Origin of the sequence: Streptomyces sp. NPDC001714 (genome assembly GCF_042892755.1) — a bacterium.
Classification (GTDB): Bacteria; Actinomycetota; Actinomycetes; order Streptomycetales; family Streptomycetaceae; genus Streptomyces.
Window position 1 is genome coordinate 17,918 of sequence record NZ_JBIAUL010000001.1, and the last position, 23,439, is coordinate 41,356.

Sequence of the window (23,439 nt, forward strand, 5' to 3'; positions counted from 1 at the left end):
CGCAGTTCCTCCCCCGGCGCCCCTGTTGGGGCGTGTCAGCTGGAGGACGGACTGGAGGTCCGACCCCCGCTGCCGTGGGGTCCCGGACCACCCGGGTGCGGGGCGGGGCGCCGACGCCGAGTCGGCAAGCGCGGTCTTGTGGCGGGCGTAGCGTAGAGGGCATGACGAAGTACGGCTCCTTCCCCGGCACGCGGCCCCGGCGGCTGCGGACCACCCCGGTCATGCGGCGCATGGTCGCCGAGACCCGGCTGCACCCCGCGGACTTCATCCTCCCGGCGTTCGTCAGGGAGGGCGTGAGCGAGCCGGTGCCGATCGCCGCCATGCCCGGCGTCGTGCAGCACACCCGGGACAGCCTGAAGAAGGCGGCCGCGGAGGCGGTCGAGGCGGGCATCTCCGGGATCATGCTGTTCGGGGTGCCGGAGGAGGGGAAGAAGGACGCCCTCGGGACCCCCGGTACCGACCCGGACGGGATTCTGCAGGTCGCGCTGCGGGACGTGCGCGCCGAGGTCGGCGACGACCTGCTCGTCATGTCCGACCTGTGCCTCGACGAGACCACCGACCACGGGCACTGCGGGGTGCTGGACGCCCAGGGCCGCGTCGACAACGACGCCACCCTGGAGCGGTACGCCGAGATGGCCCAGGTGCAGGCCGACGCCGGCGCCCATGTCGTCGGGCCCAGCGGGATGATGGACGGGCAGATCGGCGTCGTCCGCGACGCGCTCGACCAGATCGGCCGCGAGGACGTCGCGATCCTCGCCTACACCGCGAAGTACGCCTCCGCCTTCTACGGCCCCTTCCGGGAGGCCGTCGGGTCCTCGCTGAAGGGCGACCGCAAGACCTACCAGCAGGACCCCGCCAACGCGCGGGAGTCGCTGCGCGAACTCGCCCTCGACCTGGAGGAGGGCGCCGACATGGTGATGGTCAAGCCGGCCGGACCCTACCTCGACATCCTCGCGCGGGTAGCCGACTCGGTGGACGTGCCGGTCGTCGCCTACCAGATCTCCGGCGAGTACTCGATGGTCGAGGCCGCCGCAGAGAAGGGCTGGATCGACCGCGACCGGGCGATCCTGGAGACCCTGACCGGCATCAGGCGGGCCGGTGCGCAGAACATCCTCACCTACTGGGCGGTGGAGGCCGCCCGGATGCTGGGCTGAGCGCCGACACCGGCGCCCTTTCCCGTGCCCCGGCGGACGAGATTCCGCCGGGGCACGTTCATGACGTCTGCGCGGGCGTCGGTGCCGAGGCCTGAGCAGGACCGGCGGCGGGCCGGACGCGGGCCGCAGAGGAGGACGGGCCCTCGTCGCGTACGCCCTGTCCGTCGCGGCAGCCGGTGAGGGCGGTCGCGGCGGCCAGCGCCAGGGCGGTCGCCGCGAGCAGACGGCGGCGGCCGTGAGCCGGGGCGGAGTGCGTGGCGGACATACGAGGGCTCCCTTGACGATCTCGGCGCGGTCGGCGGTCCCGAAGCATCCTCAGCCTGTGGTGCGGCCCGGCCGAACCGCCAGACTTCACGGGCGATTCGGGACGCCTGAGCCCGGTCCACCCCGCTGAACTGCGCGGATCCCGCCGCGTGGGACGGCGGCACGGGACGACCGAGCACCCCGGAACACGGATCCGGCGCCGCTCGTCCGCATCGCGGAATCACCGGTGTAGACGACACGTACCTCTCTACGCTCCAGCCAAGACGAGTACCAGCCGGAGGAGCCGTCCATGACCGTCACCCCTGCCCCCGCAACTGGCTCTGCGCAACTGCCGCCGCTCGCGGTCCGGGCCCGTACCGTCGGCGGTTCGCCCGTGCGGGAGATCCTCGCGGTGACCGCACGCCCCGACGTGATCAACTTCGCGGGCGGGCTGCCGGCTCCCGAACTGTTCGACCGGGAGGGCATCGCGGCCGCCTTCCGCGCGGTCCTTGAGGAGGCGCCGGAGCGGGCCCTTCAGTACTCGACGACCGAGGGCGAACCGGCGCTGCGGCAGCGGCTCGCGGCGCGCATCTCGGCGCGGGGCCTGCCCACCGAGGCCGACGACCTCCTCGTCACCACCGGCTCCCAGCAGGCACTCTCCCTCCTCGCGAGCGCCCTGATCGACCCAGGCGACACGATCCTCGTCGAAAGTCCCTGCTACCTCGCGGCACTTCAGGTGTTCGGACTGGCCGGCGCACGCGTGCTGCCGGTGCCCGGGGACGCGGACGGCGTCGACCCGGCCGCCCTGGAGGAGCTCATCCGCGCCGAACGGCCCAAACTCCTCTACCTCGTCCCGACCTTCCAGAACCCCACCGGCCGCACCGTGCCTGCAGACCGCCGCGCCGCCCTGGCCACGACCGCCGCCCGGCACGGCCTGTGGATCATAGAGGACGACCCCTACGGCGAACTGCGCTACGACGGCGACCACGTCCCCTGGATCGCGTCCTTCCCCGGCGCCGAGGACCGGACGGTCCTGCTCGGCTCCTTCTCCAAGGTCATGGCCCCCGGCCTCCGGCTCGGCTGGCTCCGCGCCCCCGGCGCCCTGCGTCGCGCCTGCGCGGTGGCCAAACAGGCGGCCGACCTGCACACCCCGACCCTCAACCAACTCGCCGCCGCCCGCTACCTGGACGTGCTCGACGCCCATGTCGCCAAGGTGCGCGCGGTGTACGGCGAACGCCGGGACGCCATGCTCGCCCACCTGGCCGACGCCCTCCCGGCCGGCTCCACCTGGAACCGGCCCGAGGGCGGCATGTTCCTCTGGGCCAGGCTCCCGTCGTCGTACGACACCACCGCGCTGCTCCGACAGGTGGTGGAGCAGAACGTGGCGTACGTCCCCGGCGAGCCCTTCTACGCCGCCGACCCCGACCGCTCGACGCTGCGGCTGTGCTTCGTGACGCAGACGCCGGAGCAGATCGCGGAAGGGTTGCGGAGGCTGGCCAAGGGCCTGGGCAGCTAGCCGAGGCCGGGGCTCAGTCCCACCAGAAGTGCCACAGCCGCTCCCCGACCAGTTGCTCGGCGTACGACGAGAGGGTGTCGTCGGCGCCGGGCAGCACGGTGTACGGGCAGAACGCGAAGTGCTCGGCGGCGACCGCCTCCGCCGCGTCGAGGTCGGCGGGCGGGGCGGCGACGGAGAGCGCGAGGTGGTCGAAGCCGAGGGCCACCACCCGGATGCCGAACCGGTCCTCCCAGGAGCGCAGCACCGTGCACAGCCGGGCCACGTCCTCCTCGTAGTTGACCGGGCCGCTCCAGCCGATGGCCGCCGGTATGTCCGCGCTGCGCCGCGCCGACACCAGCGCCAGATGCGGCTCCTTCAGCCACGGGCGGCCCTGCGAGAGCGCGTCGGCGACATCGGCCGCCCGCGAGTCCGGGTCGGCGACCAGCGCCGCGGAGGGAGCGAGCCCCGGCCACTCCTCACCCTCCGGCGGGTCCTCCTCCCAGTAGTCCTCCAGCACCTCGTCGGCGTCGTGGTCCCCCGGGTACGACGTCTCCCCGGGCGCGAAGTCCCAGTCGTCGAGCTCGGACACGTCGATGAGCACCGGAAGCAGCCCCGCACGGGCGGCCGGCGCGCCCAGCGCGGTCCACGTCCCGGGCCCGGCGGGCTGCCCGGCGTACCACAGCAACGGCGCGTGCCACGGGCCGTCGAGCGTGTCGTCGAGCAGTGTCCCGGGCGGGAGTTGGAGCCCAAGTGACCGACCACTGGGGTCGGTCGCCAGCTTGGGCAGCGGGTTGGGAAGAGTCGCCATGGCAGTGACTGTAAGGGGCCCCACTGACAACGCCGGACGCGGTTATCGCAAGGAGGCGGCGAAGGTGGCCCAGGCGGCGGGGGAGGCGGTGAGGGCGGGGCCCGTCTCCGCCGGGTTCTTGGAGTCGCGGACGTGGACGGCGTGGGGGCAGGCGGCGACTTCGACGCATTCGCCGCCTTCGCTGCCGCTGTAGGTGGACTTGCGCCAGGCGACGGCGACTTCGAGGCACTCGCCGCCTTCATCGCTGCTGTAGGTCGACTTGAACCACTGAAGTGCGGTGTTCATTGCTCTCCTAGCAGACGGTCCAGCAGGCCCTTCGACTCCAGCGGGGACATGGCCTGTGCCCGCAGCATCGCATACTTGCGCGCGAGCCTGGACACCTCGTCTGCGTCGGAAACCCACTGGCTGCCGCGCTGGCCCTCGATATAGGCCAGGTGCTGATGGTCCGGTGTCTCCAGGAGGACGAACGGTCCTGCCAGTCCCGCGTGGGAAGGAGCTGGCATCGGCATGAACTGCAAGGACACACACGGAAGTTCGGCCGTTGCCCGCAGATGGCGAAGCTGCTCCGCCCGCACCTCCGATCCTCCGACGGCCAGATGCAGCACAGGCTCCCAGACGACGAAGCTGACCGTCGGCGGGTTCCTGCGCCGCAGGATGTCCTGGCGCTCGACGCGGGCCGTCGTCTTCGGCCCGATCTCGTCCTCGTCGTACGCCGGAACCCGTTCCCGCAGTACGGCCTCGGCGTAGTCCCGTGTCTGGAGGAGCCCCGGCAGGACCTGGTTGGCATAGGAGGACAGGGCGATCGCCTCCCGCTCATGCTCCATGTACAGCTCCGCCCACATCGGGAACTGGTCGATGTCCGGCAGGTTCGCCACCCCCGCCGCCAACATCCCCTTCGTGTCCAGGACTTCGTCCATCCGTGCCGCCACGTCCGGCTTCAGCGCCCGCCTGCCCTGCTCGATCGACGCGACCGTCTGCTCGTCGAGCCCCACCCGCAGGCCCAGCTCGGACTGGGTCAGACCGGCGACCCGGCGGGCCGCGCCGAGCTGCTTGCCGAGCATCTTCATCGACGTCTGGTTCTTCGGCCGCGGCGGCTTCTTCGCGCTCATGTCGGTCTCAATCCCCTGGGGCACGCGTACGTCACCGGGTCGGCACCCGTACAAAAATTTCGTACGGGTTCACTGCCTGCTCTACGTTAGTGACTCTGCGCGACATTCGTCCCGTGAACGACGTAACCGAACTCCTCTATCCCCGCGAACAGTTCTACGTCCGGGAGCGCCGATCCGTGCCCGCCGCCAGGCGGTTCGCCGCGCAGTCGCTCAGGTACTGGGGCCTGGCGGACTGGGCGCGCGCCGACGACATGTCGCTGTGCGTGAGCGAGTTGGCCACGAACGCCCTTCTGCACGGGGTGCCGCCCGGCCGCGGCTTTCTCCTGCGACTGCGGTACGACGGTGACGTCGTCCGCGTCGAGGTGCACGACAGCGGGTCTGGCGTACCGAAGATCGCCGAAGAAACGTACGGAGAGGGTGGGCGCGGGCTGGTGCTGGTCGCGGCCCTGGCCGACAAGTGGGGGGTGTGTGAGCGGGAGCTCGGCAAGGTGGTGTGGGCCGAGTTCGAGACGACCGCCGTAGTGGACGTACAGCTGGTATAACCAATGGTATGTCGACGAGTAAGCTCACGGTGACCGTGCCGGACGAACTCCTCAAGGCCGCTCGCGAGGCGGCGGACGGCAATCTGTCGGCCTTCGTCGCCCGGGCCATAAGAGACCAGCTGTTGCGGGACGCGATGGCGCTGTACGCCGAGGACAGCGCCCGTATCGGAGACGACCTGGACGACCTGTACAGCGCGGCGGAGGACGACCTGTGCGACAACTGAAGCGTGGCCAGGTGTGGACCGTCCCCACAGTGGGCCGGGACCGCACGGTGGTCGTCGTCCAGAACGACCACGTGGCCGAGCTGCACCCCGGTGCGGTCCTCTGCGCGCTGCTCGACACGTCCGGGGAGCGGCGGGAATCACTGGTCACGGTGCGGGTGACGGCTCCGCTCGGGGGTGTGGTCCTGGCCCCGGACCTGTACAACTTCCGGCTGGGCCGGTTCGAGCAGGGGAAATACCAGGGAGACGTTCCCGGTGAGCAGATGGAACGCGTGGACATCGCATTGCGGGCGGTGCTCAGCCTCTGACGTCGTACATCGCGTGAAGCCTCCACCGGGGCCCGGAGACCCCGGTGGACGACTGAGACCGGTCAGAGCCGCTCGGGCGTCCTGATGCCCAGCAGCGCCATGCCCCGGTGCAGGGTCCGGGCCGTGATGTCGCACAGGAGGAGGCGGTTCTCCACCTGCTCGGGGGTCTCGGCCTTCAGGACCGGGCACTTGTCGTAGAACGACGTGTACAGGGACGCCAGCTGGTACAGGTACGCCGCCAGCTTGTGCGGGGCGTACTCCGCGGCCGCCTCGAAGACCGTGTCGCCGAACGCGTCCACGTGCAGGCCCAGCGCCCGCTCCGCCGCGTGCAGTGCCAGCTCCGGATGCGCGGCGGGCCGTACCTCGCCCGCCTTGCGGAGGATCGACCGGATACGGGCGTACGCGTACTGGAGGTACACGGACGTGTCGCCGTTGAGCGAGACCATCTGGTCCAGGTCGAACTTGTAGTCCCGGTTCGGCGACGTCGACAGGTCCGCGTACTTCACGGCGCCGATGCCGACCTGCTGGGCCCGCTCCTGGATCTCCTCCTCGGTCAGGTCCTGCGCCTTCTCCCGGACCACCTCGGCGGCCCGCTGCACCGCCTCGTCCAGCAGGTCCTCCAGCCGGACGGTCTCGCCCTCACGCGTCTTGAACGGCTTGCCGTCCGCGCCCAGCACCGTGCCGTAGCCCATGTTGTGCGCGGTGACGTTCTCGGTGAGCCAGCCGGCGCGGCGGGCCGCCTCGAAGACCATCTTGAAGTGGAGGGACTGGCGGACATCCACGACGTAGAGCAGGGACGTGGCGTGCAGGTCCTGGACCCGGTTGCGGATCGCGGTCAGGTCGGAGGCCGCGTAGCCGAAGCCGCCGTCCGCCTTCTGCACGATCAACGGCACCGGCTGGTCGTCCTTGCCCCGGATGTCGTCGAAGAAGACGACCAGTGCGCCTTCGGAGCGGACCGCTACGCCCATCTCCTCCAGGAGGCGGGCGGTCTCCGGCATGCCCTCGTTGTACGCCGACTCGCCGACGATCTCGTCGTCCCGGATCTCCATGTCCAGCTTCTCGAAGACCGAGTAGAAGTAGACCTTCGACTCGTCCACGAACCGCTGCCACAGCTCCAGCGTCTCCTTGTCGCCGGACTGCAGGGCGACCACCCGCTTCCGCGCCCGCTCCTTGAAGCCCTCGTCCGCGTCGAAGACGGCCCGGGACGCCTTGTACACCCGGTTCAGGTTCGACATGGCCTGCTCGCCGTCCGTGTCGGTCTCCGCGGACAGCTCGTCCGGGTTCTCGATCAGGTGCTGGATGAGCATGCCGAACTGGGTGCCCCAGTCGCCGATGTGGTGCCGGCCGATCGTCCGCTCGCCGGTGAAGTCGAGCATGCCGCGCAGCGCGTCGCCGATCACCGCGGACCGCAGGTGGCCGACGTGCATCTCCTTGGCGACGTTCGGCTGGGCGTAGTCGATGACCGTGACGCCCGGCTCCGCCTTGGGGGGCACGCCGAGCCGGTCGCCGTCCGCGTACCGCGCGGCCAGGTTCTCGGTGATCGCCCGGTCGGAGAGGGTGATGTTCAGGAAGCCGGGGCCGGAGACCTCGACGTCCTGGATCAGCTCCGCGCCGGTGGTGATGTGGGAGACGACCTGCGTCGCCAGCTCCCGAGGGTTCGCCTTGGCCTTCTTGGCGGCGGCGAGGATGCCGTTCGCCTGGTAGTCGGCCCGGTCGCTGCGTCGCAGCAGCGGGTCGACGGAGGCCTCCGGCAGGGTTGCCGAGAGGGCGTCGGTGAGCTGCTGGTTGACGGAGGCGCTGAGGGACGTGACCGGGGCCATGGGGTGGGAGCCGTTCTCCTCGGGGGGCTTGGTAGACGGGTCCAGTATTTCACGGGGGGTAAAGGGGTTTTTGCGGCTACGAGCCCGCGGGGGGCCGGTGCGTGGCCGGGTGCGGGTGCGTCGTGGCTGGTCGCGCAGTTCCCCGCGCCCCTGAGCGCGCGGCTGCGCCGCCTCGCAGGGGCGCGCTGATAACCCGTTTTCGTGGATTCGACGTCGGCTGGGAGAATGGAGCGGTCAGCCGTGCGACCGTACCGGCTGTCCCGTGCCAGAAAGAAGGACGTGCCGATCGTGGCTCAGAGCACCGAGACCACCGACTGGGTCTCCCGTTTCGCGGATGAGGTCATCGAGGAGTCGGAGCGTCGGGCCCCGGGCAAACCGGTCGTCGTCGCGTCCGGGCTCTCGCCGTCCGGGCCCATCCACCTCGGCAACCTCCGCGAGGTCATGACCCCGCACCTGGTCGCCGACGAGGTCCGGCGGCGCGGGCACCAGGTCCGGCACCTGATCTCGTGGGACGACTACGACCGCTATCGCAAGGTGCCCGCCGGTATCGCCGGGGTCGACGAGAGCTGGGCCGAGCACATCGGCAAGCCGCTGACCTCCGTGCCCGCGCCGAAGGGCTCCGCGTTCCCGAACTGGGCCGAGCACTTCAAGGCCGCGATGGTCGAGTCGCTGGCCGAGCTCGGTGTGGAGTTCGACGGGATCAGCCAGACCGCGCAATACACGTCCGGTGTGTACCGGGAGCAGATCCTGCACGCCATGAAGCACCGGGGTGACATCGACGCGATCCTGGAGCAGTACCGGACGAAGAAGGCCCCCAAGAAGCCCCAGCAGAAGGCCGTCGACGAGGCCGAGCTGGAGGCCGAGGAGGGCTCGGGCGCGGCGAGCGAGGACGACGGCTCGTCCGGCTCCGCCGGGTACTTCCCGTACAAGCCGTACTGCGGCGGGTGCGGGAAGGACCTGACCACCGTCACCGCGTACGACGACGACACCACCGAGCTGACGTACACCTGCACCGCGTGCGGGTTCTCCGAGACCGTCCGGCTCAGCGAGTTCAACCGCGGCAAGCTGGTCTGGAAGGTCGACTGGCCCATGCGGTGGGCCTACGAGGGCGTGATCTTCGAGCCCAGCGGTGTCGACCACTCCTCGCCGGGGTCCAGCTTCCAGGTCGGCGGGCAGATCGTCGGGATCTTCGGGGGCAAGCAGCCCATCGGGCCCATGTACGCCTTCGTGGGCATCAGCGGCATGGCGAAGATGTCGTCCTCGCGGGGCGGGGTGCCCACCCCGGCCGACGCGCTGAAGATCATGGAGCCGCAGATCCTGCGCTGGCTGTACGCCCGGCGCCGGCCCAACCAGTCCTTCAAGATCGCCTTCGACCAGGAGATCCAGCGGCTCTACGACGAGTGGGACAAGCTGGACGGCAAGGTCGCGGACGGGTCCGCGCTGCCCGGTGACATCGCCGCGCACTCCCGCGCGGTGCGCACGGCCGGCGGCGAGCTGCCCCGGACGCCGCGGCCGCTGCCGTACCGGACCCTCGCCTCCGTCGCCGACATCACCGCCGGGCACGAGGACCAGGCGCTGCGCATCCTCAGCGAACTGGACCCCGCGAACCCGCTGGGATCGATGGACGAGGCCCGGCCGCGGTACGACAAGGCCGAGGCCTGGATCAACACCCAGGTACCCGCCGACCAGCGCACCATCGTCCGCGACGAGCCCGACGCAGAGCTGCTGAAGTCCCTCGACGAGGCGTCCCAGCAGTCCGTACGACTGCTGCTCGACGGGCTCGCCGACCACTGGTCGCTGGACGGGCTCACCCACCTCGTGTACGGCGTGCCCAAGGTCCAGGCCGGGTTCTCCGCCGACGCCACCCCGAAGGAACTGCCGCCGGAGATCAAGACCGCCCAGCGGACGTTCTTCGCCCTGCTCTACCACCTGCTGGTCGGGCGGGACACCGGCCCCCGGCTGCCCACGCTGCTGCTCGCCGTCGGGCAGGACCGGGTACGGGCCCTGCTCGGGGCGTGACGCCGGCATGAAGAAGGGGCCCTCCACCGAGGAGGGCCCCTTCTTCATGCCGTACGCCGTGCGCGGCTCGCCTACGCGATGTGGTCGTCCTGCAGCTCCGCCGTGTGGCGGTTCGTGAAGCGGTTGACCATGCGGTCGGCCTCGCGCTGCGGGAGCGTGGTGCCGAACGTCGCCTCCACGTCACCCCTGAACTGGCTCGAACTGGGATAGCCCCCGTCGATCGACTTCTTGAAGACCAGGTAGAAGTCCTCCTCGGTCGGCTCCGGCGGGCCACCGCCCTCACCGAGCTCACGGGTACGGCCCGGGCCGGAGGGGATGGGGAAGCTGCCTGTCGTCTCCGACGGGGACTCCTCGGGGAGGGGCTGCTGCTCCTGGGGGAGCTGGTCCGGCGGGAACTGCTGCTGGAGCTGCGCCTGCTCGTACTCCTGCAGCTGGCGCTGGTACTGCTCCTGCTCCTGCTGGTACTGCCAGGCCGCGTACTGCTCCTCGGAGTACTGGGGCTCGTACGTCGGGTCGTAGTCGCCGTGGTACTCGATCTGCTGCGGGTTCCTGGCGTGCAGCCAGGGGTTGACCTCCGGGTCGGGCTGCGACGGCTCCGGCTCGGAGGCGTACACAGGCTGCTCCGGGCGGGGGCCGGGGACCAGCTCCGGGCGCTGCCCGCCGGAGGGCGCCGCCTGCTGGGGGGCGGGCGCCGCCCCGGCGGCGCGACCGCCCGCAGCCGACTCGGCAGCGGGCAGCAGCGCCGGGAGGTCGATGCCCGCCGCCGCCAGGCCGTCCGGAGCCGTGTCCGCCAGCGGGACGCCGTACTTGGCCAGCCGCAGCGGCATCAGGGACTCCACGGGAGCCTTCCTGCGCCAGGCCCGCCCGAAGCGGGACCGGAGCCTCGCCTGATAGACGAGACGTTCCTGCTCCAGCTTGATCACCTGGTCGTAGGAGCGCAGCTCCCACAGCTTCATCCGGCGCCACAGCAGGAAGGTCGGCACCGGGGAGAGCAGCCAGCGGGTGAGCCGGACCCCCTCCATGTGCTTGTCCGCCGTGATGTCCGCGATCCGGCCGATCGCGTGCCGGGCGGCCTCCACCGCCACCACGAACAGCACCGGGATCACCGCGTGCATACCCACACCCAGCGGGTCCGGCCAGGCCGCCGCGCCGTTGAAGGCGATCGTGGCGATGGTCAGCAGCCAGGCCGTCTGCCGCAGCAGCGGGAAGGGGATGCGGATCCAGGTCAGCAGCAGGTCCAGGGCGAGCAGGACGCAGATACCCGCGTCGATGCCGATCGGGAACACATAGGCGAAGTTCCCGAAACCCTTCTTGATGGCCAGCTCACGGACGGCCGCGTACGAGCCGGCGAAGCCGATGCCGGCGATGATCATCGCGCCGGTCACGACCACGCCGATGAGAACGCGGTGCATCCGAGTCAGCTGAATTGGCGCGGCCACCGGTACTCCCCTCCCCTTGCGTGTTGTTGCGCGCAACAGGGTGGCACATCAGTGCGGCGCACGTACGGCCGGTCAGCTCTTCTTGGCTGACGACTTGGAGGGCGACGCGGACGGCGAGGCCGACCTGGAGGCCGACTTCGAGGGCGTCGCCGCAGGTGAACTCGGCGCAGAACCCGAGCCGTTGGCCGTCGCCACCGACGCCACCGCCTCCTTGGCCGCCTTCTCCGCCGCCTTCGTCAGAGTGTCCGCGTCCGGCGCCTTCTCGCCCGCCAGACCCGCACCGTTGTAGTCGAGGGTGACGACGACGTTCGCGACGCGTGCCACGACCGTCTGCTGCTTGAAGGCGCCCTCCTTCTTCTTCAGGTCGTAGCGCACGGCCGTCGCCTGGTCGCCGGCCCCGGCCAGCGGCTCCGACTTGGTGTTCTTGGCACCCGTCACGGACTGGGCACCCTGCACCTGGCTCGCGTAGTACGCCTCGGCCTGCTTCTCACCGGAACCACGGCCGGCGTCCGAATCGAAGCGCAGGAAGGAGATGTTGAGCCAGCGGAACTGGGAGCCCTTCACACCCTTGCTGTCCAGGCTGCTCCAGGAGCAGCTGCCCCGCGTGGCCACATCGTTCGACGTGCCCTCCTTGCCCGACTTCACACCCTTCGGCACGAGCGAGGTGAGCGTCTCCTTCGACAGCACCGCACACGGCTCCGGCAGCTTCGCGTACTTGGCCGCCTGGACGGTCGGGGAAGCGGCCGTGGAGCCGCCGGAGTCGCTCGACCCGACGGCGGAGTTCGAGCCGCCGCCCGTCCCCTGCGCGGCGGTGTCCGAGTCCGAGGAGCAGGCCGTCGCGAACAGCGCCACGGCGGGGACGGCGGCCGCGCAGACGAGGCCGCGGCGCAGGCGCCCTGCCCGTCGCTGTGCGTTCCGCCCGTTCCGGGCGCGCTGGTCGTCTGACTGGACTGCTACTCGCTGCATGGTTCCTTCACTCACACGTTCGGGGTTCCTGCGGTCGGATCGGGTCCGAGGGGCCACGGTACGCGGTGAGGGAGCTGTGCGGTTCCGGTTCGCGCCCTTTGCGGGCGGGGTGCAGAGGGTGTGCAGGGGGCCTCAGCCGTTGAGGGCCTCGGCCAGTTGCCCGGCCAGATTCTGCGCCCTGTCCTGCATTTCCTTGCTGTCCGGCACGGTCCCCGTGGCCATCGGCTGCTCCTCGTACACGATGGTCACGACGACGTTGGACGTGCGGAACACCACAGTCACCGTCCGCTGTTCGGCCGTCGAACCCGAGCCGCTGAGCTGGTCGTCGAGGTACGCCTCGTCGCCGAGATCGGAGAGGGTGCGCGGCTGGAGACCGGCCGGGGTGGTGGAGGGCGAGGCGGAGGCGGAAGCCGAGGAGGACGGGTCCGCGGATCCGGTGGGAGACGCGGACACGGACCCGGACACGGACGCGGACGGGGAGTCCGACGCCGACTCGGACGGTGATTCCGTCTCGGCCGGGCTCGGGGGCGCGGACTCGGGGATGTCGGCCGCCGCCTCCAGCTGCGTGTAGATCGTCTGCGCCTCGCTGTCGTCGCTGACCGCGTTGTCGTACGACACCACGCGCTCGAAGTCGACGGACAGCCGGTCCGTGGCGTCGGTGGACTCGATCTTCCAGTGGCAGCCGACCTTGCGGTCGGTGTCGTAGGTGAGCGCCGCCTGGCCCTCGTACGCCTTGGCGCGCTGGTCCTCGTCGGTGAGCTGGGCGATGCCCGGCAGCAGGGAGTCGAGGGTGTCGTGGCTGACCGCGCCGCAGGCCTCCGGGAGGGTGCGGTACTTGCCGGGCTGGGCGGCGACGGTGGAGGTGCTGGTGTCCGCGTTCTTGTCGGTGGTGTCGTCGCCACCGCTGGTACCGCTCGTGCAGCCGGCCAGCAGCACCGCGAGGAGGGCGGCGATGCCGGTTACGTACGCCTTCCGCTGCACGGTCAGGCTCCTTCCGTTCACTGGTCCGCTCGGTCCTGCTCCAGTGTCCCCGCTGGTTAATCGCTTGCCGCAGCGGGGCGCCCCCTGGAGACAATGTCTATCGCACGCACTGCTGTGAACGCCGGTCCGCTGTCTGGTTTCCGGGCCTCTGGCGCCGCATTTGCGTTTTGTTGGAATTAAAGCTTTTTGTCCTTTTTGATGTGCTGTCCGCGGGGGAATGAGGAAGACATGTCGTACGTGGAGATACCGGGCGCGAAGGTACCGATCCGGATGTGGACCGACCCGGCGACCGTCGAGGACGTGGCGCTCCAGCAGCTGCGCAACGTCGCGACCCTGCCGTGGATCAAGGGCCTGGCCGTGATGCCGGACGTCCACTACGGGAAGGGCGCGACGGTCGGGTCGGTCATCGCCATGCGGGGTGCGGTGTGCCCGGCGGCGGTGGGGGTCGACATCGGGTGCGGGATGTCCGCGGTGAAGACGTCCCTCACGGCGAACGACCTGCCGGGGGACCTGTCGCGGCTGCGCTCGAAGATCGAGCAGGCGATTCCGGTGGGGCGGGGGATGCACGCGGATCCGGTGGAGCCGGGGGACTTCCACGGGCTGGCCGCGGCTGGGTGGGGGGAGTTCTGGGGGCGATTCGAGGGGGTTGCGGAGGCGGTGAAGTTCCGGGAGGAGCGGGCCGTGAAGCAGATGGGGACGCTCGGGGCTGGAAACCACTTTGTTGAGGTCTGTGTAGATATATCCGATTCGGTATGGCTCATGCTGCACTCCGGATCCCGGAATATCGGCAAGGAACTCGCCGAGCACCACATCGGCGTGGCCCAGAAGCTTCCGCACAACCAGGGGATCATCGACCGAGACCTCGCCGTCTTCATTGCGGACACCCCGCAGATGACGGCCTACGAGCACGATCTCTACTGGGCTCAGGAGTACGCGAAGTACAACCGGTCGATCATGATGGCCCTTCTCAAAGACGTGATCCGTAAGGAGTTCAAGAAGGCCAGGGTCACCTTCGAACCCGAGGTGAGCTGCCATCACAACTACGTGAGCCGCGAGCGTTACGAAGGCGTGGACCTGCTCGTGACCCGCAAGGGCGCGATCAGTGCCCGAACCGGGGAATACGGCATCATCCCCGGCTCCATGGGCACCGGCTCGTACATCGTGAAGGGTCTCGGCAACGAGATGTCCTTCAATTCCGCTTCGCACGGTGCGGGTCGGCGCATGAGCCGCAACGCGGCGAAGCGCCGTTTCTCGACGAAGGACTTGGAAGACCAGACCCGGGGCGTCGAGTGCCGTAAGGACTCCGGTGTCGTGGACGAGATCCCCGGCGCCTACAAGTCGATCGACCAGGTCATCGACCAGCAGGGGGACTTGGTGGAGGTCGTCGCGAAGCTGAAGCAGGTCGTCTGCGTGAAGGGCTGAGGTCCGGCTGAACGGGGGCTCGGGAGTGCGCATGGCCGAGCCCCCGATATCGGACGTCCTGGGCAACCGGCTAGGCAGACGGTGTCGATGAGTTCTTCTTTCGCCACACGGGAACGACCAGAGTGGGGTCAAAGCGGTGAGACCCCTTGGTGCAGGGAAGGATGATCACCGAATCAAGCAGTCCGCGGAGAACCTGATGCTTCGCGTCTGTGGTCAGGCGAGTCCATTGCGTGCGCACGTCTGTGCTTTCGTTCCTACCGGGGCGGTGCTTGACCGGCCAGGCCCGCTGGTCGTTCACGAGCCGTTTGATTTCCGCCTCCTCCTGCGCGAGGAGGCGGAAGTACGCGGAATCACCGATTTCCCCGGCGTACCACTGTTCCTGGAGTGACGCCTTGCGCCGCATGGCGAGGTCTAACTCGCGGGCGCCCGGCCACGGAACGATGATGGGCACGCTGGCGTATTGCCGGTCCAGTTCGGTGAGGGCGTACTCGATGATGAGGTCATCAACGGCCCTGCCTTGACGGCTCAGTCGCCCGCACCCTCCGTCCAGCGCGGAGCGGCAGCGATATTCGTGTGACGTGCGGGTCGGGTGTCCGTGCATGGATGCGCCGCGAAATCACGCCGCTGGACCCTCACTTTGGATGCCGACTTATCGTTGTCCATGTATCGATGAATGATGATCATGCGATGACGTGCTGCAATGCGCGCGCAGTGCTGTGCCTAGACGGCCCCGGCCCCCGGCCTCCTGTGTCTGTCCGCGGGCCGCGAGCCTACTTCGCGTGCCGGACCGCGTAGATCATCACGAAGGCGATGATGTGGATGCCGAAGAGGAAGTAGGCGAGGAAGTACCAGACCTGGCGTTCGTTCTTCGTCTCCTGTTTCAGGCGGCGTTCTTCCAGTTGGCGTTCGAGGGCGGCCGTGGGGTCGTCGTCCGGTGTCGCGGGGTCGGGCATCACGGTTCCCGGTGGACCTTGGTGTTGGAGGCCTGGGCGCGGGGGCGGACGACCAGGAGGTCGATGTTGACGTGGCTGGGGCGGGTCACCGTCCAGGTGATGGTGTCGGCCACGTCGTCCGCGGTGAGGGGCTCGGCGACGCCCTGGTAGACCTTCGCCGCCTTCTCCTCGTCGCCGCCGAAGCGGGTCAGCGCGAACTCGTCGGTCTTGACCATGCCGGGGGCGATCTCGATGACCCGGACCGGCTTGCCGACGATCTCCAGGCGGAGGGTCTCGGCGAGGACGTGGGCGCCGTGCTTGGCGGCGACGTAGCCGGCGCCGCCCTCGTAGGTGGCGTGACCTGCAGTGGAGGAGACCACCACCACCGTGCCGTCGCCGCTCGCCTCCAGCTTGGGCAGCAGGGCCTGGGTGAGGTTCAGGGTGCCGATGACGTTCGTCTCGTACATCGTGCGCCAGTCGGCCGGGTCGCCGGTGGCGACCGGGTCGGCGCCGAGGGCTCCGCCGGCGTTGTTGACGAGGACGGCGACGGTCTTGAAGGCGGTCGCGAACTCGTCCACCGCCGCGCGGTCCGTCACGTCGAGGGGGTAGGCGGTGGCCTGGTGGCCCGCCTCGTTGATCTCCTTGGCCAGGGCCTCGATGCGGTCCTCCCGGCGGGCGGTGAGGACGACGCGGTAGCCGGCCTCGGCGAGCCGGCGGGCGGTGGCGGCGCCGATGCCGCTGCTGGCGCCGGTGACGACCGCGATGGGGGACGGGGCCATGGAGGTCTCCTCAGCGGGGGTGAGTCAAGTGTGCGGCTTGCTTCAGAGAGTCTAGGCGCCGTCCGGGTTGCGGAATCGGGCGGCTTCGGGTTCGTCGTGGCTGGTCGCGCAGTTCCTCCCCCAGCCTTCGGCCGGGGGTACCCCAGCGCCCCTTGAGGTGGGTGTCCGCACCGTCAGTTTCTTGGCGCCCACATGATCACCGCCATTCCCGCCAGGCAGATCGCTGCCCCGGTGATGTCCCAGCGGTCCGGGCGGTAGCCGTCCGCCACCATGCCCCACAGGATCGAGCCCGCGACGAAGATGCCGCCGTACGCGGCGAGGATGCGGCCGAAGTGGGCGTCGGGCTGAAAGGTGGCGACGAAGCCGTAGGCGCCGAGGGAGAGGACGCCGCCGGCGACCCAGAGCCAGCCGCGGTGCTCGCGTACGCCCTGCCAGACCAGCCAGGCGCCGCCGATCTCGAAGATCGCGGCCACGACGAACAGGGCGGCGGAGCGGAGGATCAGCATGCGTGCAGCGTGCCACGTCCGGCGGGTGTCACCTGATGGGGGGCGACTGTGGCGGGGGCGGGGTGGCATACATCCGTACGAGAGCAGGAGTACGGATGCCGGAGTCGGACGGGACAGGTGGCATGACGATGCGTCGTGGTGGGCCGGCGGTGGCCGGTGCGGTGGCGGTGGCGGTGGGCGTGCTGGTCGTGGGGGGCGGTGGTACCGCCTGGGCCGGGGACGCCGATCTCGAGGTGCACGGGTCCGCTGTGCTGAGCGGGGACCTGGTGGAGGTCCGGGTGACTCCGCGCAACCACGGGCCGGACGGTGTGACCGGGGCCAGCGTGCGGCTGGCCTCCTCGGCGCCGTTGGCGGACTCGCAGCAGCTGCCGGCCGGGTGCGCGCGCACCGGCGACCGGGAGGTGGTGTGTGACACCGGACCGCTGGCGGTCGAGCTGCCCGGCGAGCAGCTGGTGGTGCCGGTGCGGCTGCGGGAGCAGCAGGCGGAGGTGACGCTGGCGGTGGACGTGGTGTGGGGCGGGGGCGCGGTGGATCAGGACCGTACGAACGACAGGCAGCGGGTGCTGGTGCTGGCGACGGGGGACGCGTACGCGTTCTGAGTCGCGGGGACACCGGCTGACCCGGCCGTCCGGCTCAGATGATGTCGAGGCGGTCGAGGAACGGGGTGGCGTCGGCCGGGTCGCCCGTGACGCGGCAGTGGTCGCGCCAGGGTGTGCGGGTGGTGGCCCAGGCGATGAAGTCGAGTGCCGTGCTGTGCACCCGGGTGGGGGCGTCGGCGCCGGGGGTCACGGTCAGGCGGCCGTCCGGGGTGGTCGCGGGGTGGACGGTGACGGTCGTTGCGCCGGGGCCGGTCAGGTCGAGGACGAGGGGGCGGCGGACGGTGGCGGTGAGTTCGGGTCCCTGCATCTGGGGGAGGCCGGCGAGCATGAACTCGACGGCGGGGGCGACCTGGTCGTCGGTCGGTTCCGGGAGGGTGAGCGGGAGCGGGCCGTCGGGGGCGAGCAGGTCGTTGCGGAGGTGGCAGAAGACGTTGAACGCCATGGTGTTCGCGAGGAGATGGCGGGGGTAGGTGCCGAGCCCGGGGACCTCGACGGGTTCGTCGGCCCCCGGGGGTTCCTGGGCCGCCGCCAGGAGGTCCAGCTGGCGGGGGGTGCTGTGCCGCCACTCGGCGAGGACCTCGGCGTGGCCGAGGCCGCGGCGTTCGTCGACGCGCAGGTCGTGGTAGCGCTCGCGGTTCTTCGGGAGCGTGGGGTCGGGCGGTGGCGGGTCGACGGCCTCGGAGGCGAGCGCCGCCAGGTGGGCCACCACGTCGATGGCGCGCCAGCCGGCGCAGGCGGACGGCAGCTCCCACTGGCCGTCGTCCACCTGGGGAACGATCTCGGCGAGTTGCGCCGTGCTGGAGCGCGCGGCGGCCAGGCCGGTCCGGGTCATCGTGTCTCCCTCACCTGTCCGGCCCGTCCGTTCAGGCGGTGTCCTGCCCGATCCAGACGGTCTTGGCGTTCATGAACTCCCGCATGCCGAGGTCGGACAACTCGCGTCCGTAGCCGCTGCGTTTGACGCCCCCGAAGGGGATCTCGGGGTAGCTGGTGGTGTTGCCGTTGATGAAGGCCATGCCGGACTGGATGTCGCGGACGAACAGGTCGCGTTCGGCCTGGTCCTCGCTCCACAGGTTCGATCCGAGGCCGTAGGGGTGGCCGTTTGCCTCCCGCAGGGCTTCCTCCAGGGAGGAGACCGTCCACACCTGTGCCACGGGGCCGAAGACCTCCTCGTGGTACATCCGCATCTGCGGGGTGATGCCGGTCAGGACGGTGGGCGGGTAGAACCAGCCGGGTCCCTCGGGGCGTTCGCCGCCCAGCAGTACGGTCGCGCCCTTGGCGACGGCGTCGTCGACGTAGGACTCCACGTCCTGCCGGCCGGACTCGGTGGCGAGCGGTCCCACGTCGGTGCCCGCGTCCATCGGGTCGCCGACCACCAGGGCCCCCATCTTGGCCACGAACATCTCGATGAACGCGTCACCGATGGCCTCGTGCACGTAGAAGCGTTTGCCGTTGATGCAGGACTGGCCGTTGTTCAGGGTCCGCGCCCGGACCGCGACGTCGGTGGCCCGGTCGAGGTCGGTGGAGGGCATGACGATGAAGGGGTCGGAGCCGCCGAGTTCGAGGACCACCTTCTTGATCTCGTCGCCGGCGATGGCGGCCACCGAGCGTCCGGCCGGTTCGCTGCCGGTCAGGGTCGCGGCGGCCACCCGCGGGTCGCGCAGCACCTGTTCGACCCGCCCCGAGGAGATCAGGAGGGTCTGGAACACGTCGTCAGGGAAGCCCGCCTCGCGGAAGAGCTCCTCCAGGTAGAGGGCGCACTGCGGCACGTTCGAGGCGTGCTTGAGCAGGCCGACGTTGCCCGCCGTGAGCGCGGGCGCGGCGAACCGCATGGCCTGCCACAGCGGCAGGTTCCACGGCATCACCGCGAGGACGACACCGATCGGCTGGTAGGTGACGAACGTCTGCCGCGCGCCCACGCGTTCGCCGTCGCCCTCCAGGTCCCGCAGGAACGCGGGGCCCTCCGTGGCGTAGAAGCGCAGCCCGTGCACGCACTTGGCCACTTCCTGCTCCGCCGCCCGGAAGGTCTTGCCCATCTCGGTGGTGATCATTTCGCTGACGCTCTCGACCTCCTTCTCCAGGCGGTCGGCGGCATGCTGCAGCCACTCCGCTCGCTGTTCGACGCTCGTCAGCCGGTACGAGGCGGCCGCTGCCGCCGCCCGGGCGAGCTTGTCCTCGAGTTCCTCCGGGGTCAGTTCGTCGAACCTCCTGAGGACCTCACCGGTCACCGGACTCGTCGTTGCGATAGCCATGAATCCACCGTATGGCCGGCCGACAAGCCCGGCAATTCACCCATTTGCGCTCGTTCTGGGGCAACCACCTGGACCTCGTCGAGGTGCTCTCGCTCGCCGAGGCCGGCCTCGTCAGACGCAACGTGACCAAGGTGGCGCTGGAGGACATCAAGGAGAACCTGGACGCCCTGGGCCGGGGTGACGTCGTCGGGCGCCAGGTCATCGTCTTCCAGTGACCCACTGCTGACTCACCGCAGGGCGGCTATGAGCTCCTGGGCGAGGGGGCCGGAGGACGCGGGGTTCTGCCCGGTGAAGAGATTGCGGTCCACGACCGTGTAGGGCTCCCAGGCGGGACCCCGCGAATACTCGGTGGGCAGCTTCTTCAGCTCGTCCTCCAGCAGCCACTTGGCCCTGTCGGCGAAACCGACACCGGCCTCCTCCTCGTTGCAGAAACCCGTCAGCCGGTAGTTCGCGAAGGGCGTGTCACCGTTCGCGTCACGGGTGGCGAGGATGGCGGCCGGGGCGTGGCAGACGATGCCGAGCGGACGGCCGGAGGCGAGTGCCTCCCGCAGCAGGGCGGCGGAGTCCGGGTCGGCCGAGAGGTCCTCCATCGGGCCATGGCCGCCGGGGTAGTAGACCGCGTCGTAGTCCTCCAGCCGGATGTCCGTGAGGGGCACGGCGTACCGCAGCTCCTCCGCCTCCTCGATGACGGCCTCCTCGCGCAGGGCGTTCTCCTCGCCGCCCGCCATCCGGGGCCGCAGGCTCATGGTGTCCACGACGGGTACGACCCCGTGCGGGGTCGCCACGGTGACCTCGTGTCCGGCGTCGGTGAACACGCTGTAGGGGGCCACGAACTCCTCGGCCCAGTAGCCGGTGGGATGTCGGTGCCCGTCCTTGAGAGTCCAGTAGCTCGCGCCGGTCACCACACACAGGATCTTGGCCATGGGACGCTCCTCCGGGACAGGGCTCCGGGATACGTTCAATTGCGCCCATCAAGTCTGGGCGGGTATTCCGGAGGCCGCAACCCGTGGCCGCCGTGCCGGAAATGCGCCGGTCATCGGGGTGACGGGTATTGTTGTGACGTGTTTTCCTGAGGTGCGGTCGAGGCGCGGCAAACCGACGGTGTCGAGGAATTGCCATGATCAGACCCTATGGTCCTTACGATTTCCTGCCGCCGATCAGGGCCTTCTCGGTGGCCTCCGAATCCGTGGCCGATGGTGGGGAACTGGCCCGCGAGCAGGTGAGCGGCATTCTCGGTGCCGGCGGGTCGGACATCTCACCGCAGCTGAGCTGGTCCGGTTTTCCCGAGGAGACGCGGAGTTTCACGGTGGCGATGTTCGACCCCGACGTGCCCACCGCCTCGGGGTTCTGGCACTGGGCGGTGGCCAACCTGCCCGCCTCCGTGACCGGCCTTCCGGCCGGGGCGGGAGACGGCAGGCAGCTGCCCGGCGCGGCGGTGACACTGGCCAACGACGCCGGCTACCGGAGGTACCTCGGTCCGGCGACTCCGCCGGGCAACGGCCCGGACCGCTACTTCCTCGTGGTGCATGCCGTCGACGCCGAGGAACTGGAGGTGTCGGAGTCGACGACCCCTGCCTACCTCGACTTCCTCCTGTTCAGCCACGCGATCGCGCGGGCGACGATGTACGGCACCTTCGAGCGGGCCTAGGCAGCACGGCGCCGGACACCCCGCCCTATTTCCACATGTAGTCCTCGGCGGCTTCGGTGATCAGGTCCTTGACCGCCTGTGGGTGGGAGACGAGGGACACGTGCGAGGAGTTGATCTCCACCGTCTTCCGGGCGTTGGCGCGTTTCGCCTCGAACAGTTCCAGGGCCGGGTTGATCGCGCGGTCCTGCCTGCCGACAAGGGCGTACACGGGTTTGTTCCGCCAGGCGGCGCCGGTGAGCTTGTCCGCGAACGCCGACATCGCGATCGGGCGCTGAGTGGCCGCCATGACGGTGGTCTGGCTCGTGGGCAGGTCCGCGGCGAAGACCTGGCGCAGTTTGTCCGGCTGTATGTACACGTCCGTGCCGGTGGTGCCGTCACCGCCCCGGAAGGGCACCAGCTTGAGGGCCTTGGTGAGGGGGGCGGGAGCGAACTTCGCGGCGAGGCTGGCCTGCGACTCTCCCTTGTCGGGCATGATCGCGTCGATGTAGACGAGGGCCTTGACGTTGTCGTTTCCGACGGCGGCCTGCGAGATCACCTCTCCGGCGTAGGAGTGTCCGACCAGGACGATGGGTCCCTTGACGGACTTCAGGAAACTCGCGAGGTAGGCCGAGTCCTGGGCGACACCGCGGAGCGGGTTGGCCGGTGCGGCCACCGTGTAGCCGTTCTGCTGGAGCCGTTGCACGACCCCGTTCCAGCTCGACGCGTCGGCGAAGGCTCCGTGGAGGAGCACGATGGTGGGCTTCTCCCGGCCGGGATCGCCGGACGGACCGCCGGCCTGTGCCGTCATGGGGGCCAGGACGGAGGTGGTTCCCGACAGTGCCAGCAGCGCCGCACCCCAGCGGGCGGCTGTCACGGTGCGGCGGTGTGTGCGGGACTCGCGGGAGACGCGGGATATGTGCATGCCGGTCCTTCGGTGCGGGAGCGTCGGGCGACGCCCGGGATTCCAGCGTCGAGGACACCTGTCGGCGTGTCCCCGTGTGCGGGCCGTCCGGGTGAACAGGGCCGCTCCGGAGGCCGCACCCCGGGGTCCGGCGCTCCGCCGCCGCCCGCCGTCCTCAGGCGTAGCTGCCCGCCGTCCTCAGGCGTAGCTGCCCGCCGTGCTCAGGTGGAGCCGGCCGCCTTGCTCAGGTGGACCCGGCCGTCGTGCCGAAGGTCACCCGGTAGTAGCAGGCGCCCTTGCAGGGCATGGTCGCGCCGTCGTCGAAGGCGTAGGAGTAGGCGTACGGTTCGGCACGCTTGAAGACCCGGGTGTAGTCGACCGGCCACTTGGAGGGGACGCAGTTGTCGCGGCCGGCCCAGGCGCCGCGGCAGCAGTAGGTGTCGCCGCCGAACGCCGCGCAGGGCGGCTTGCAGCCGATCTCCTGGCCGCCGGAGAGGGCCTGCATGGCCTTCGGGCAGTCGACGTCCGTGGTGCAGGTGCCCTGGTAGCAGCCGGAGGCGCTGACCGGGTCGGTGGTCGTGGTGTGGGAGATGTTGACGTACATGGGCAGGTTGGAGCCGTCGACCATGCTCACGTCGTAGAAGTCCATGCCCGCGTAGGCGTCGAAGGTGAACTCGCCGAGGGTGGTGGGCGGGTTGCCGCCGTTGCAGACGCTGGTGCAGTCGCCGGAGGCGCAGGGGCCCGCTGCCGTGCCGGTGCATCCGGTACGGCCCCAGATGCGGCCGCCCCAGTTGTTCGCGACGGTCACCGAGAGGCTCTGGCCCGGGGCGAGCTTGCGGCCCGCCGGGTAGACGGAGGTGTTGGTGACGACCGCCCACACCGTCTTCCGGGTCTTGTTGACGACCGTGATCAGGCGTTGGCCGGCGGGAGCGGTGGTGGGCCGCCCGGCCTCGGCGGTGGTCGCCGGCCTGCCCGCGGCCCCGGCCTTAGCCGGGGTCGATGCCGATGCCGACGGCGTGGGGTGGGCCGACGCGGAGGGGGAGGCGCGGTGGCTCGGTGACGCCGACACCGACGCCGACGGTGATGAGGCGAGCGCGGGGTCCGACGGGCCGGTGGGCAGGGCCGCGGCCGTCTGCCGGTCCGTGTTCGCGGTGGGGGTTCCGGCCGGTGTCCACATGCCGTAGGCGATGACTACGGTGGCGGTCGTCGCGAGGGCGGCCGCGCCGGTGTACCACCAGCGGCGTCGCGGTGGTCTCGCGCCGTGTCTCCTGCGTCCTCGTGCCATCCTTGTGCCTTCCTCGGGCTGTGCCTGACGGGTG

27 protein-coding genes are annotated in these 23,439 nt (G+C 70.2%); 10 read left to right on the plus strand and 17 right to left on the minus strand.

Going from position 1 to position 23,439, the window contains the following annotated elements; all coding sequences use genetic code 11:
• Positions 1–161: 161 nt before the first annotated feature.
• The gene (gene hemB, locus ACFY0P_RS00095; protein WP_388905502.1) at positions 162–1,154 is read left to right on the plus strand and encodes a porphobilinogen synthase; all 993 of its coding nucleotides are present in this window, start codon (positions 162–164) and stop codon (positions 1,152–1,154) included.
• Between the two features lie 58 nt (positions 1,155–1,212).
• Here hemB and ACFY0P_RS00100 read toward each other — a convergent pair whose 3' ends face one another.
• Entirely contained in the window at positions 1,213–1,419 is a 207-nt protein-coding gene (locus tag ACFY0P_RS00100) for a hypothetical protein (RefSeq protein ID WP_388905504.1), read from the minus strand.
• Positions 1,420–1,707: 288 nt separating this feature from the next.
• Here ACFY0P_RS00100 and ACFY0P_RS00105 point away from each other — a divergent pair, with 288 nt between their 5' ends.
• Positions 1,708–2,913 carry a PLP-dependent aminotransferase family protein gene (locus ACFY0P_RS00105; RefSeq protein ID WP_388905506.1) on the plus strand — a complete coding sequence of 402 codons (1,206 nt, stop codon included), beginning with the start codon at positions 1,708–1,710 and terminating at the stop codon, positions 2,911–2,913.
• 13 nt (positions 2,914–2,926) lie between these two features.
• Here the strand turns inward: ACFY0P_RS00105 and ACFY0P_RS00110 are convergent, their stop codons facing one another.
• The 3 genes from ACFY0P_RS00110 to ACFY0P_RS00120 are packed head-to-tail and all read right to left on the minus strand — an operon-like array spanning position 2,927 to position 4,809.
• Positions 2,927–3,700 (minus strand): DUF4253 domain-containing protein, encoded by a 774-nt coding sequence (locus ACFY0P_RS00110; protein WP_388905508.1) that lies wholly within the window; start codon positions 3,698–3,700, stop codon positions 2,927–2,929.
• Positions 3,701–3,742: 42 nt separating this feature from the next.
• Positions 3,743–3,985 carry a DUF397 domain-containing protein gene (locus tag ACFY0P_RS00115; RefSeq protein ID WP_388905510.1) on the minus strand — a complete coding sequence of 81 codons (243 nt, stop codon included), beginning with the start codon at positions 3,983–3,985 and terminating at the stop codon, positions 3,743–3,745.
• Positions 3,982–4,809 (minus strand): Scr1 family TA system antitoxin-like transcriptional regulator, encoded by an 828-nt coding sequence (locus tag ACFY0P_RS00120; RefSeq protein ID WP_388905512.1) that lies wholly within the window; start codon positions 4,807–4,809, stop codon positions 3,982–3,984. Before ACFY0P_RS00120 ends, ACFY0P_RS00115 begins: the two co-directional genes overlap by 4 nt.
• A 113-nt stretch (positions 4,810–4,922) precedes the next feature.
• Between ACFY0P_RS00120 and ACFY0P_RS00125 the strand changes: the two genes are divergently transcribed.
• The 3 genes from ACFY0P_RS00125 to ACFY0P_RS00135 are packed head-to-tail and all read left to right on the plus strand — an operon-like array spanning position 4,923 to position 5,880.
• Positions 4,923–5,351, plus strand: coding sequence for an ATP-binding protein (locus ACFY0P_RS00125; protein ID WP_388905515.1), 429 nt, complete (start codon positions 4,923–4,925; stop codon positions 5,349–5,351).
• A gap of 8 nt (positions 5,352–5,359) precedes the next feature.
• Positions 5,360–5,575: a hypothetical protein gene (locus ACFY0P_RS00130; protein ID WP_388905517.1), complete on the plus strand. Its 216-nt coding sequence runs from the start codon at positions 5,360–5,362 to the stop codon at positions 5,573–5,575.
• Positions 5,563–5,880: a type II toxin-antitoxin system PemK/MazF family toxin gene (locus ACFY0P_RS00135; protein WP_388905519.1), complete on the plus strand. Its 318-nt coding sequence runs from the start codon at positions 5,563–5,565 to the stop codon at positions 5,878–5,880. The genes ACFY0P_RS00130 and ACFY0P_RS00135 overlap by 13 nt, the downstream gene beginning before the upstream one ends.
• A gap of 62 nt (positions 5,881–5,942) precedes the next feature.
• On the opposite strand, the gene argS is transcribed toward ACFY0P_RS00135, so the two are convergent.
• Positions 5,943–7,700, minus strand: coding sequence for an arginine--tRNA ligase (gene argS / locus ACFY0P_RS00140; protein ID WP_388905521.1), 1,758 nt, complete (start codon positions 7,698–7,700; stop codon positions 5,943–5,945).
• A 279-nt stretch (positions 7,701–7,979) separates the two neighbouring features.
• On the opposite strand from argS, the gene lysS reads away from it, so the two are divergent.
• Positions 7,980–9,719, plus strand: a complete 1,740-nt coding sequence (lysS, locus tag ACFY0P_RS00145; protein WP_388907243.1) for a lysine--tRNA ligase — start codon at positions 7,980–7,982, stop codon at positions 9,717–9,719.
• A gap of 71 nt (positions 9,720–9,790) precedes the next feature.
• Here lysS and ACFY0P_RS00150 read toward each other — a convergent pair whose 3' ends face one another.
• From ACFY0P_RS00150 to ACFY0P_RS00160, 3 genes are all read right to left on the minus strand, one after another.
• On the minus strand, positions 9,791–11,131 hold the full coding sequence (locus tag ACFY0P_RS00150) for a DUF2637 domain-containing protein (RefSeq protein WP_388905523.1): 1,341 nt from the start codon (positions 11,129–11,131) through the stop codon (positions 9,791–9,793).
• Between the two features lie 99 nt (positions 11,132–11,230).
• The gene (locus tag ACFY0P_RS00155; protein WP_388905525.1) at positions 11,231–12,124 is read right to left on the minus strand and encodes a DUF3558 domain-containing protein; all 894 of its coding nucleotides are present in this window, start codon (positions 12,122–12,124) and stop codon (positions 11,231–11,233) included.
• A gap of 132 nt (positions 12,125–12,256) precedes the next feature.
• Entirely contained in the window at positions 12,257–13,105 is an 849-nt protein-coding gene (locus tag ACFY0P_RS00160; protein ID WP_388905527.1) for a DUF3558 domain-containing protein, read from the minus strand.
• A gap of 228 nt (positions 13,106–13,333) precedes the next feature.
• Here ACFY0P_RS00160 and ACFY0P_RS00165 point away from each other — a divergent pair, with 228 nt between their 5' ends.
• Positions 13,334–14,527, plus strand: a complete 1,194-nt coding sequence (locus ACFY0P_RS00165; protein WP_388905530.1) for an RtcB family protein — start codon at positions 13,334–13,336, stop codon at positions 14,525–14,527.
• Positions 14,528–14,597: 70 nt separating this feature from the next.
• Here ACFY0P_RS00165 and ACFY0P_RS00170 read toward each other — a convergent pair whose 3' ends face one another.
• The 4 genes from ACFY0P_RS00170 to ACFY0P_RS00185 all read right to left on the minus strand — a co-directional run bounded on the left by ACFY0P_RS00170 (position 14,598) and on the right by ACFY0P_RS00185 (position 16,744).
• Positions 14,598–15,128 carry a hypothetical protein gene (locus tag ACFY0P_RS00170; RefSeq protein WP_388905532.1) on the minus strand — a complete coding sequence of 177 codons (531 nt, stop codon included), beginning with the start codon at positions 15,126–15,128 and terminating at the stop codon, positions 14,598–14,600.
• Positions 15,129–15,297: 169 nt separating this feature from the next.
• Positions 15,298–15,480: a hypothetical protein gene (locus ACFY0P_RS00175; protein ID WP_388905535.1), complete on the minus strand. Its 183-nt coding sequence runs from the start codon at positions 15,478–15,480 to the stop codon at positions 15,298–15,300.
• Entirely contained in the window at positions 15,480–16,238 is a 759-nt protein-coding gene (locus tag ACFY0P_RS00180) for an SDR family NAD(P)-dependent oxidoreductase (protein WP_388905537.1), read from the minus strand. The genes ACFY0P_RS00175 and ACFY0P_RS00180 overlap by 1 nt, the downstream gene beginning before the upstream one ends.
• Positions 16,239–16,411: 173 nt before the next feature.
• Positions 16,412–16,744, minus strand: a complete 333-nt coding sequence (locus ACFY0P_RS00185) for a YnfA family protein (protein WP_388905540.1) — start codon at positions 16,742–16,744, stop codon at positions 16,412–16,414.
• A gap of 122 nt (positions 16,745–16,866) precedes the next feature.
• Between ACFY0P_RS00185 and ACFY0P_RS00190 the strand changes: the two genes are divergently transcribed.
• The gene (locus ACFY0P_RS00190) at positions 16,867–17,343 is read left to right on the plus strand and encodes a hypothetical protein (protein WP_388905542.1); all 477 of its coding nucleotides are present in this window, start codon (positions 16,867–16,869) and stop codon (positions 17,341–17,343) included.
• A gap of 34 nt (positions 17,344–17,377) precedes the next feature.
• Here the strand turns inward: ACFY0P_RS00190 and ACFY0P_RS00195 are convergent, their stop codons facing one another.
• Positions 17,378–18,175, minus strand: coding sequence for a maleylpyruvate isomerase family mycothiol-dependent enzyme (locus ACFY0P_RS00195; RefSeq protein WP_388905545.1), 798 nt, complete (start codon positions 18,173–18,175; stop codon positions 17,378–17,380).
• Positions 18,176–18,206: 31 nt separating this feature from the next.
• Positions 18,207–19,592: an NADP-dependent succinic semialdehyde dehydrogenase gene (locus tag ACFY0P_RS00200; RefSeq protein ID WP_388905547.1), complete on the minus strand. Its 1,386-nt coding sequence runs from the start codon at positions 19,590–19,592 to the stop codon at positions 18,207–18,209.
• 11 nt (positions 19,593–19,603) lie between these two features.
• Here ACFY0P_RS00200 and ACFY0P_RS00205 point away from each other — a divergent pair, with 11 nt between their 5' ends.
• Entirely contained in the window at positions 19,604–19,807 is a 204-nt protein-coding gene (locus ACFY0P_RS00205; protein ID WP_388905550.1) for a hypothetical protein, read from the plus strand.
• A 12-nt stretch (positions 19,808–19,819) separates the two neighbouring features.
• Here ACFY0P_RS00205 and ACFY0P_RS00210 read toward each other — a convergent pair whose 3' ends face one another.
• Positions 19,820–20,515: a type 1 glutamine amidotransferase domain-containing protein gene (locus ACFY0P_RS00210; protein WP_388905552.1), complete on the minus strand. Its 696-nt coding sequence runs from the start codon at positions 20,513–20,515 to the stop codon at positions 19,820–19,822.
• Between the two features lie 194 nt (positions 20,516–20,709).
• Between ACFY0P_RS00210 and ACFY0P_RS00215 the strand changes: the two genes are divergently transcribed.
• A complete protein-coding gene (locus ACFY0P_RS00215) occupies positions 20,710–21,240 on the plus strand; it encodes a YbhB/YbcL family Raf kinase inhibitor-like protein (protein WP_388905554.1) in 531 nt (176 codons plus the stop codon).
• A 25-nt stretch (positions 21,241–21,265) separates the two neighbouring features.
• Here the strand turns inward: ACFY0P_RS00215 and ACFY0P_RS00220 are convergent, their stop codons facing one another.
• Together ACFY0P_RS00220 and ACFY0P_RS00225 are read right to left on the minus strand one after the other, a co-directional pair.
• Positions 21,266–22,141, minus strand: coding sequence for an alpha/beta fold hydrolase (locus ACFY0P_RS00220; RefSeq protein WP_388905557.1), 876 nt, complete (start codon positions 22,139–22,141; stop codon positions 21,266–21,268).
• 223 nt (positions 22,142–22,364) lie between these two features.
• Positions 22,365–23,405: a thaumatin family protein gene (locus ACFY0P_RS00225; protein ID WP_388905559.1), complete on the minus strand. Its 1,041-nt coding sequence runs from the start codon at positions 23,403–23,405 to the stop codon at positions 22,365–22,367.
• Between the last annotated feature and the right edge of the window lie 34 nt (positions 23,406–23,439).

What these genes read in the sequence shown, in the direction of transcription:
- ACFY0P_RS00220 (WP_388905557.1), bottom strand. Translation starts at nt 22,141, where the DNA reads ATGCACATATCCCGCGTCTCCCGCGAGTCCCGCACACACCGCCGCACC.
- hemB (WP_388905502.1), top strand. Translation starts at nt 162, where the DNA reads ATGACGAAGTACGGCTCCTTCCCCGGCACGCGGCCCCGGCGGCTGCGG.
- ACFY0P_RS00185 (WP_388905540.1), bottom strand. Translation starts at nt 16,744, where the DNA reads ATGCTGATCCTCCGCTCCGCCGCCCTGTTCGTCGTGGCCGCGATCTTC.
- ACFY0P_RS00195 (WP_388905545.1), bottom strand. Translation starts at nt 18,175, where the DNA reads ATGACCCGGACCGGCCTGGCCGCCGCGCGCTCCAGCACGGCGCAACTC.
- ACFY0P_RS00210 (WP_388905552.1), bottom strand. Translation starts at nt 20,515, where the DNA reads ATGGCCAAGATCCTGTGTGTGGTGACCGGCGCGAGCTACTGGACTCTC.
- ACFY0P_RS00165 (WP_388905530.1), top strand. Translation starts at nt 13,334, where the DNA reads ATGTCGTACGTGGAGATACCGGGCGCGAAGGTACCGATCCGGATGTGG.
- ACFY0P_RS00180 (WP_388905537.1), bottom strand. Translation starts at nt 16,238, where the DNA reads ATGGCCCCGTCCCCCATCGCGGTCGTCACCGGCGCCAGCAGCGGCATC.
- argS (WP_388905521.1), bottom strand. Translation starts at nt 7,700, where the DNA reads ATGGCCCCGGTCACGTCCCTCAGCGCCTCCGTCAACCAGCAGCTCACC.
- ACFY0P_RS00225 (WP_388905559.1), bottom strand. Translation starts at nt 23,405, where the DNA reads ATGGCACGAGGACGCAGGAGACACGGCGCGAGACCACCGCGACGCCGC.
- ACFY0P_RS00190 (WP_388905542.1), top strand. Translation starts at nt 16,867, where the DNA reads ATGACGATGCGTCGTGGTGGGCCGGCGGTGGCCGGTGCGGTGGCGGTG.
- ACFY0P_RS00175 (WP_388905535.1), bottom strand. Translation starts at nt 15,480, where the DNA reads ATGCCCGACCCCGCGACACCGGACGACGACCCCACGGCCGCCCTCGAA.
- ACFY0P_RS00215 (WP_388905554.1), top strand. Translation starts at nt 20,710, where the DNA reads ATGATCAGACCCTATGGTCCTTACGATTTCCTGCCGCCGATCAGGGCC.
- ACFY0P_RS00200 (WP_388905547.1), bottom strand. Translation starts at nt 19,592, where the DNA reads ATGGCTATCGCAACGACGAGTCCGGTGACCGGTGAGGTCCTCAGGAGG.
- ACFY0P_RS00170 (WP_388905532.1), bottom strand. Translation starts at nt 15,128, where the DNA reads ATGCACGGACACCCGACCCGCACGTCACACGAATATCGCTGCCGCTCC.
- ACFY0P_RS00120 (WP_388905512.1), bottom strand. Translation starts at nt 4,809, where the DNA reads ATGAGCGCGAAGAAGCCGCCGCGGCCGAAGAACCAGACGTCGATGAAG.
- ACFY0P_RS00105 (WP_388905506.1), top strand. Translation starts at nt 1,708, where the DNA reads ATGACCGTCACCCCTGCCCCCGCAACTGGCTCTGCGCAACTGCCGCCG.
- ACFY0P_RS00110 (WP_388905508.1), bottom strand. Translation starts at nt 3,700, where the DNA reads ATGGCGACTCTTCCCAACCCGCTGCCCAAGCTGGCGACCGACCCCAGT.
- ACFY0P_RS00155 (WP_388905525.1), bottom strand. Translation starts at nt 12,124, where the DNA reads ATGCAGCGAGTAGCAGTCCAGTCAGACGACCAGCGCGCCCGGAACGGG.
- ACFY0P_RS00205 (WP_388905550.1), top strand. Translation starts at nt 19,604, where the DNA reads ATGGCCGGCCGACAAGCCCGGCAATTCACCCATTTGCGCTCGTTCTGG.
- ACFY0P_RS00115 (WP_388905510.1), bottom strand. Translation starts at nt 3,985, where the DNA reads ATGAACACCGCACTTCAGTGGTTCAAGTCGACCTACAGCAGCGATGAA.
- ACFY0P_RS00150 (WP_388905523.1), bottom strand. Translation starts at nt 11,131, where the DNA reads ATGCACCGCGTTCTCATCGGCGTGGTCGTGACCGGCGCGATGATCATC.
- ACFY0P_RS00130 (WP_388905517.1), top strand. Translation starts at nt 5,360, where the DNA reads ATGTCGACGAGTAAGCTCACGGTGACCGTGCCGGACGAACTCCTCAAG.
- ACFY0P_RS00100 (WP_388905504.1), bottom strand. Translation starts at nt 1,419, where the DNA reads ATGTCCGCCACGCACTCCGCCCCGGCTCACGGCCGCCGCCGTCTGCTC.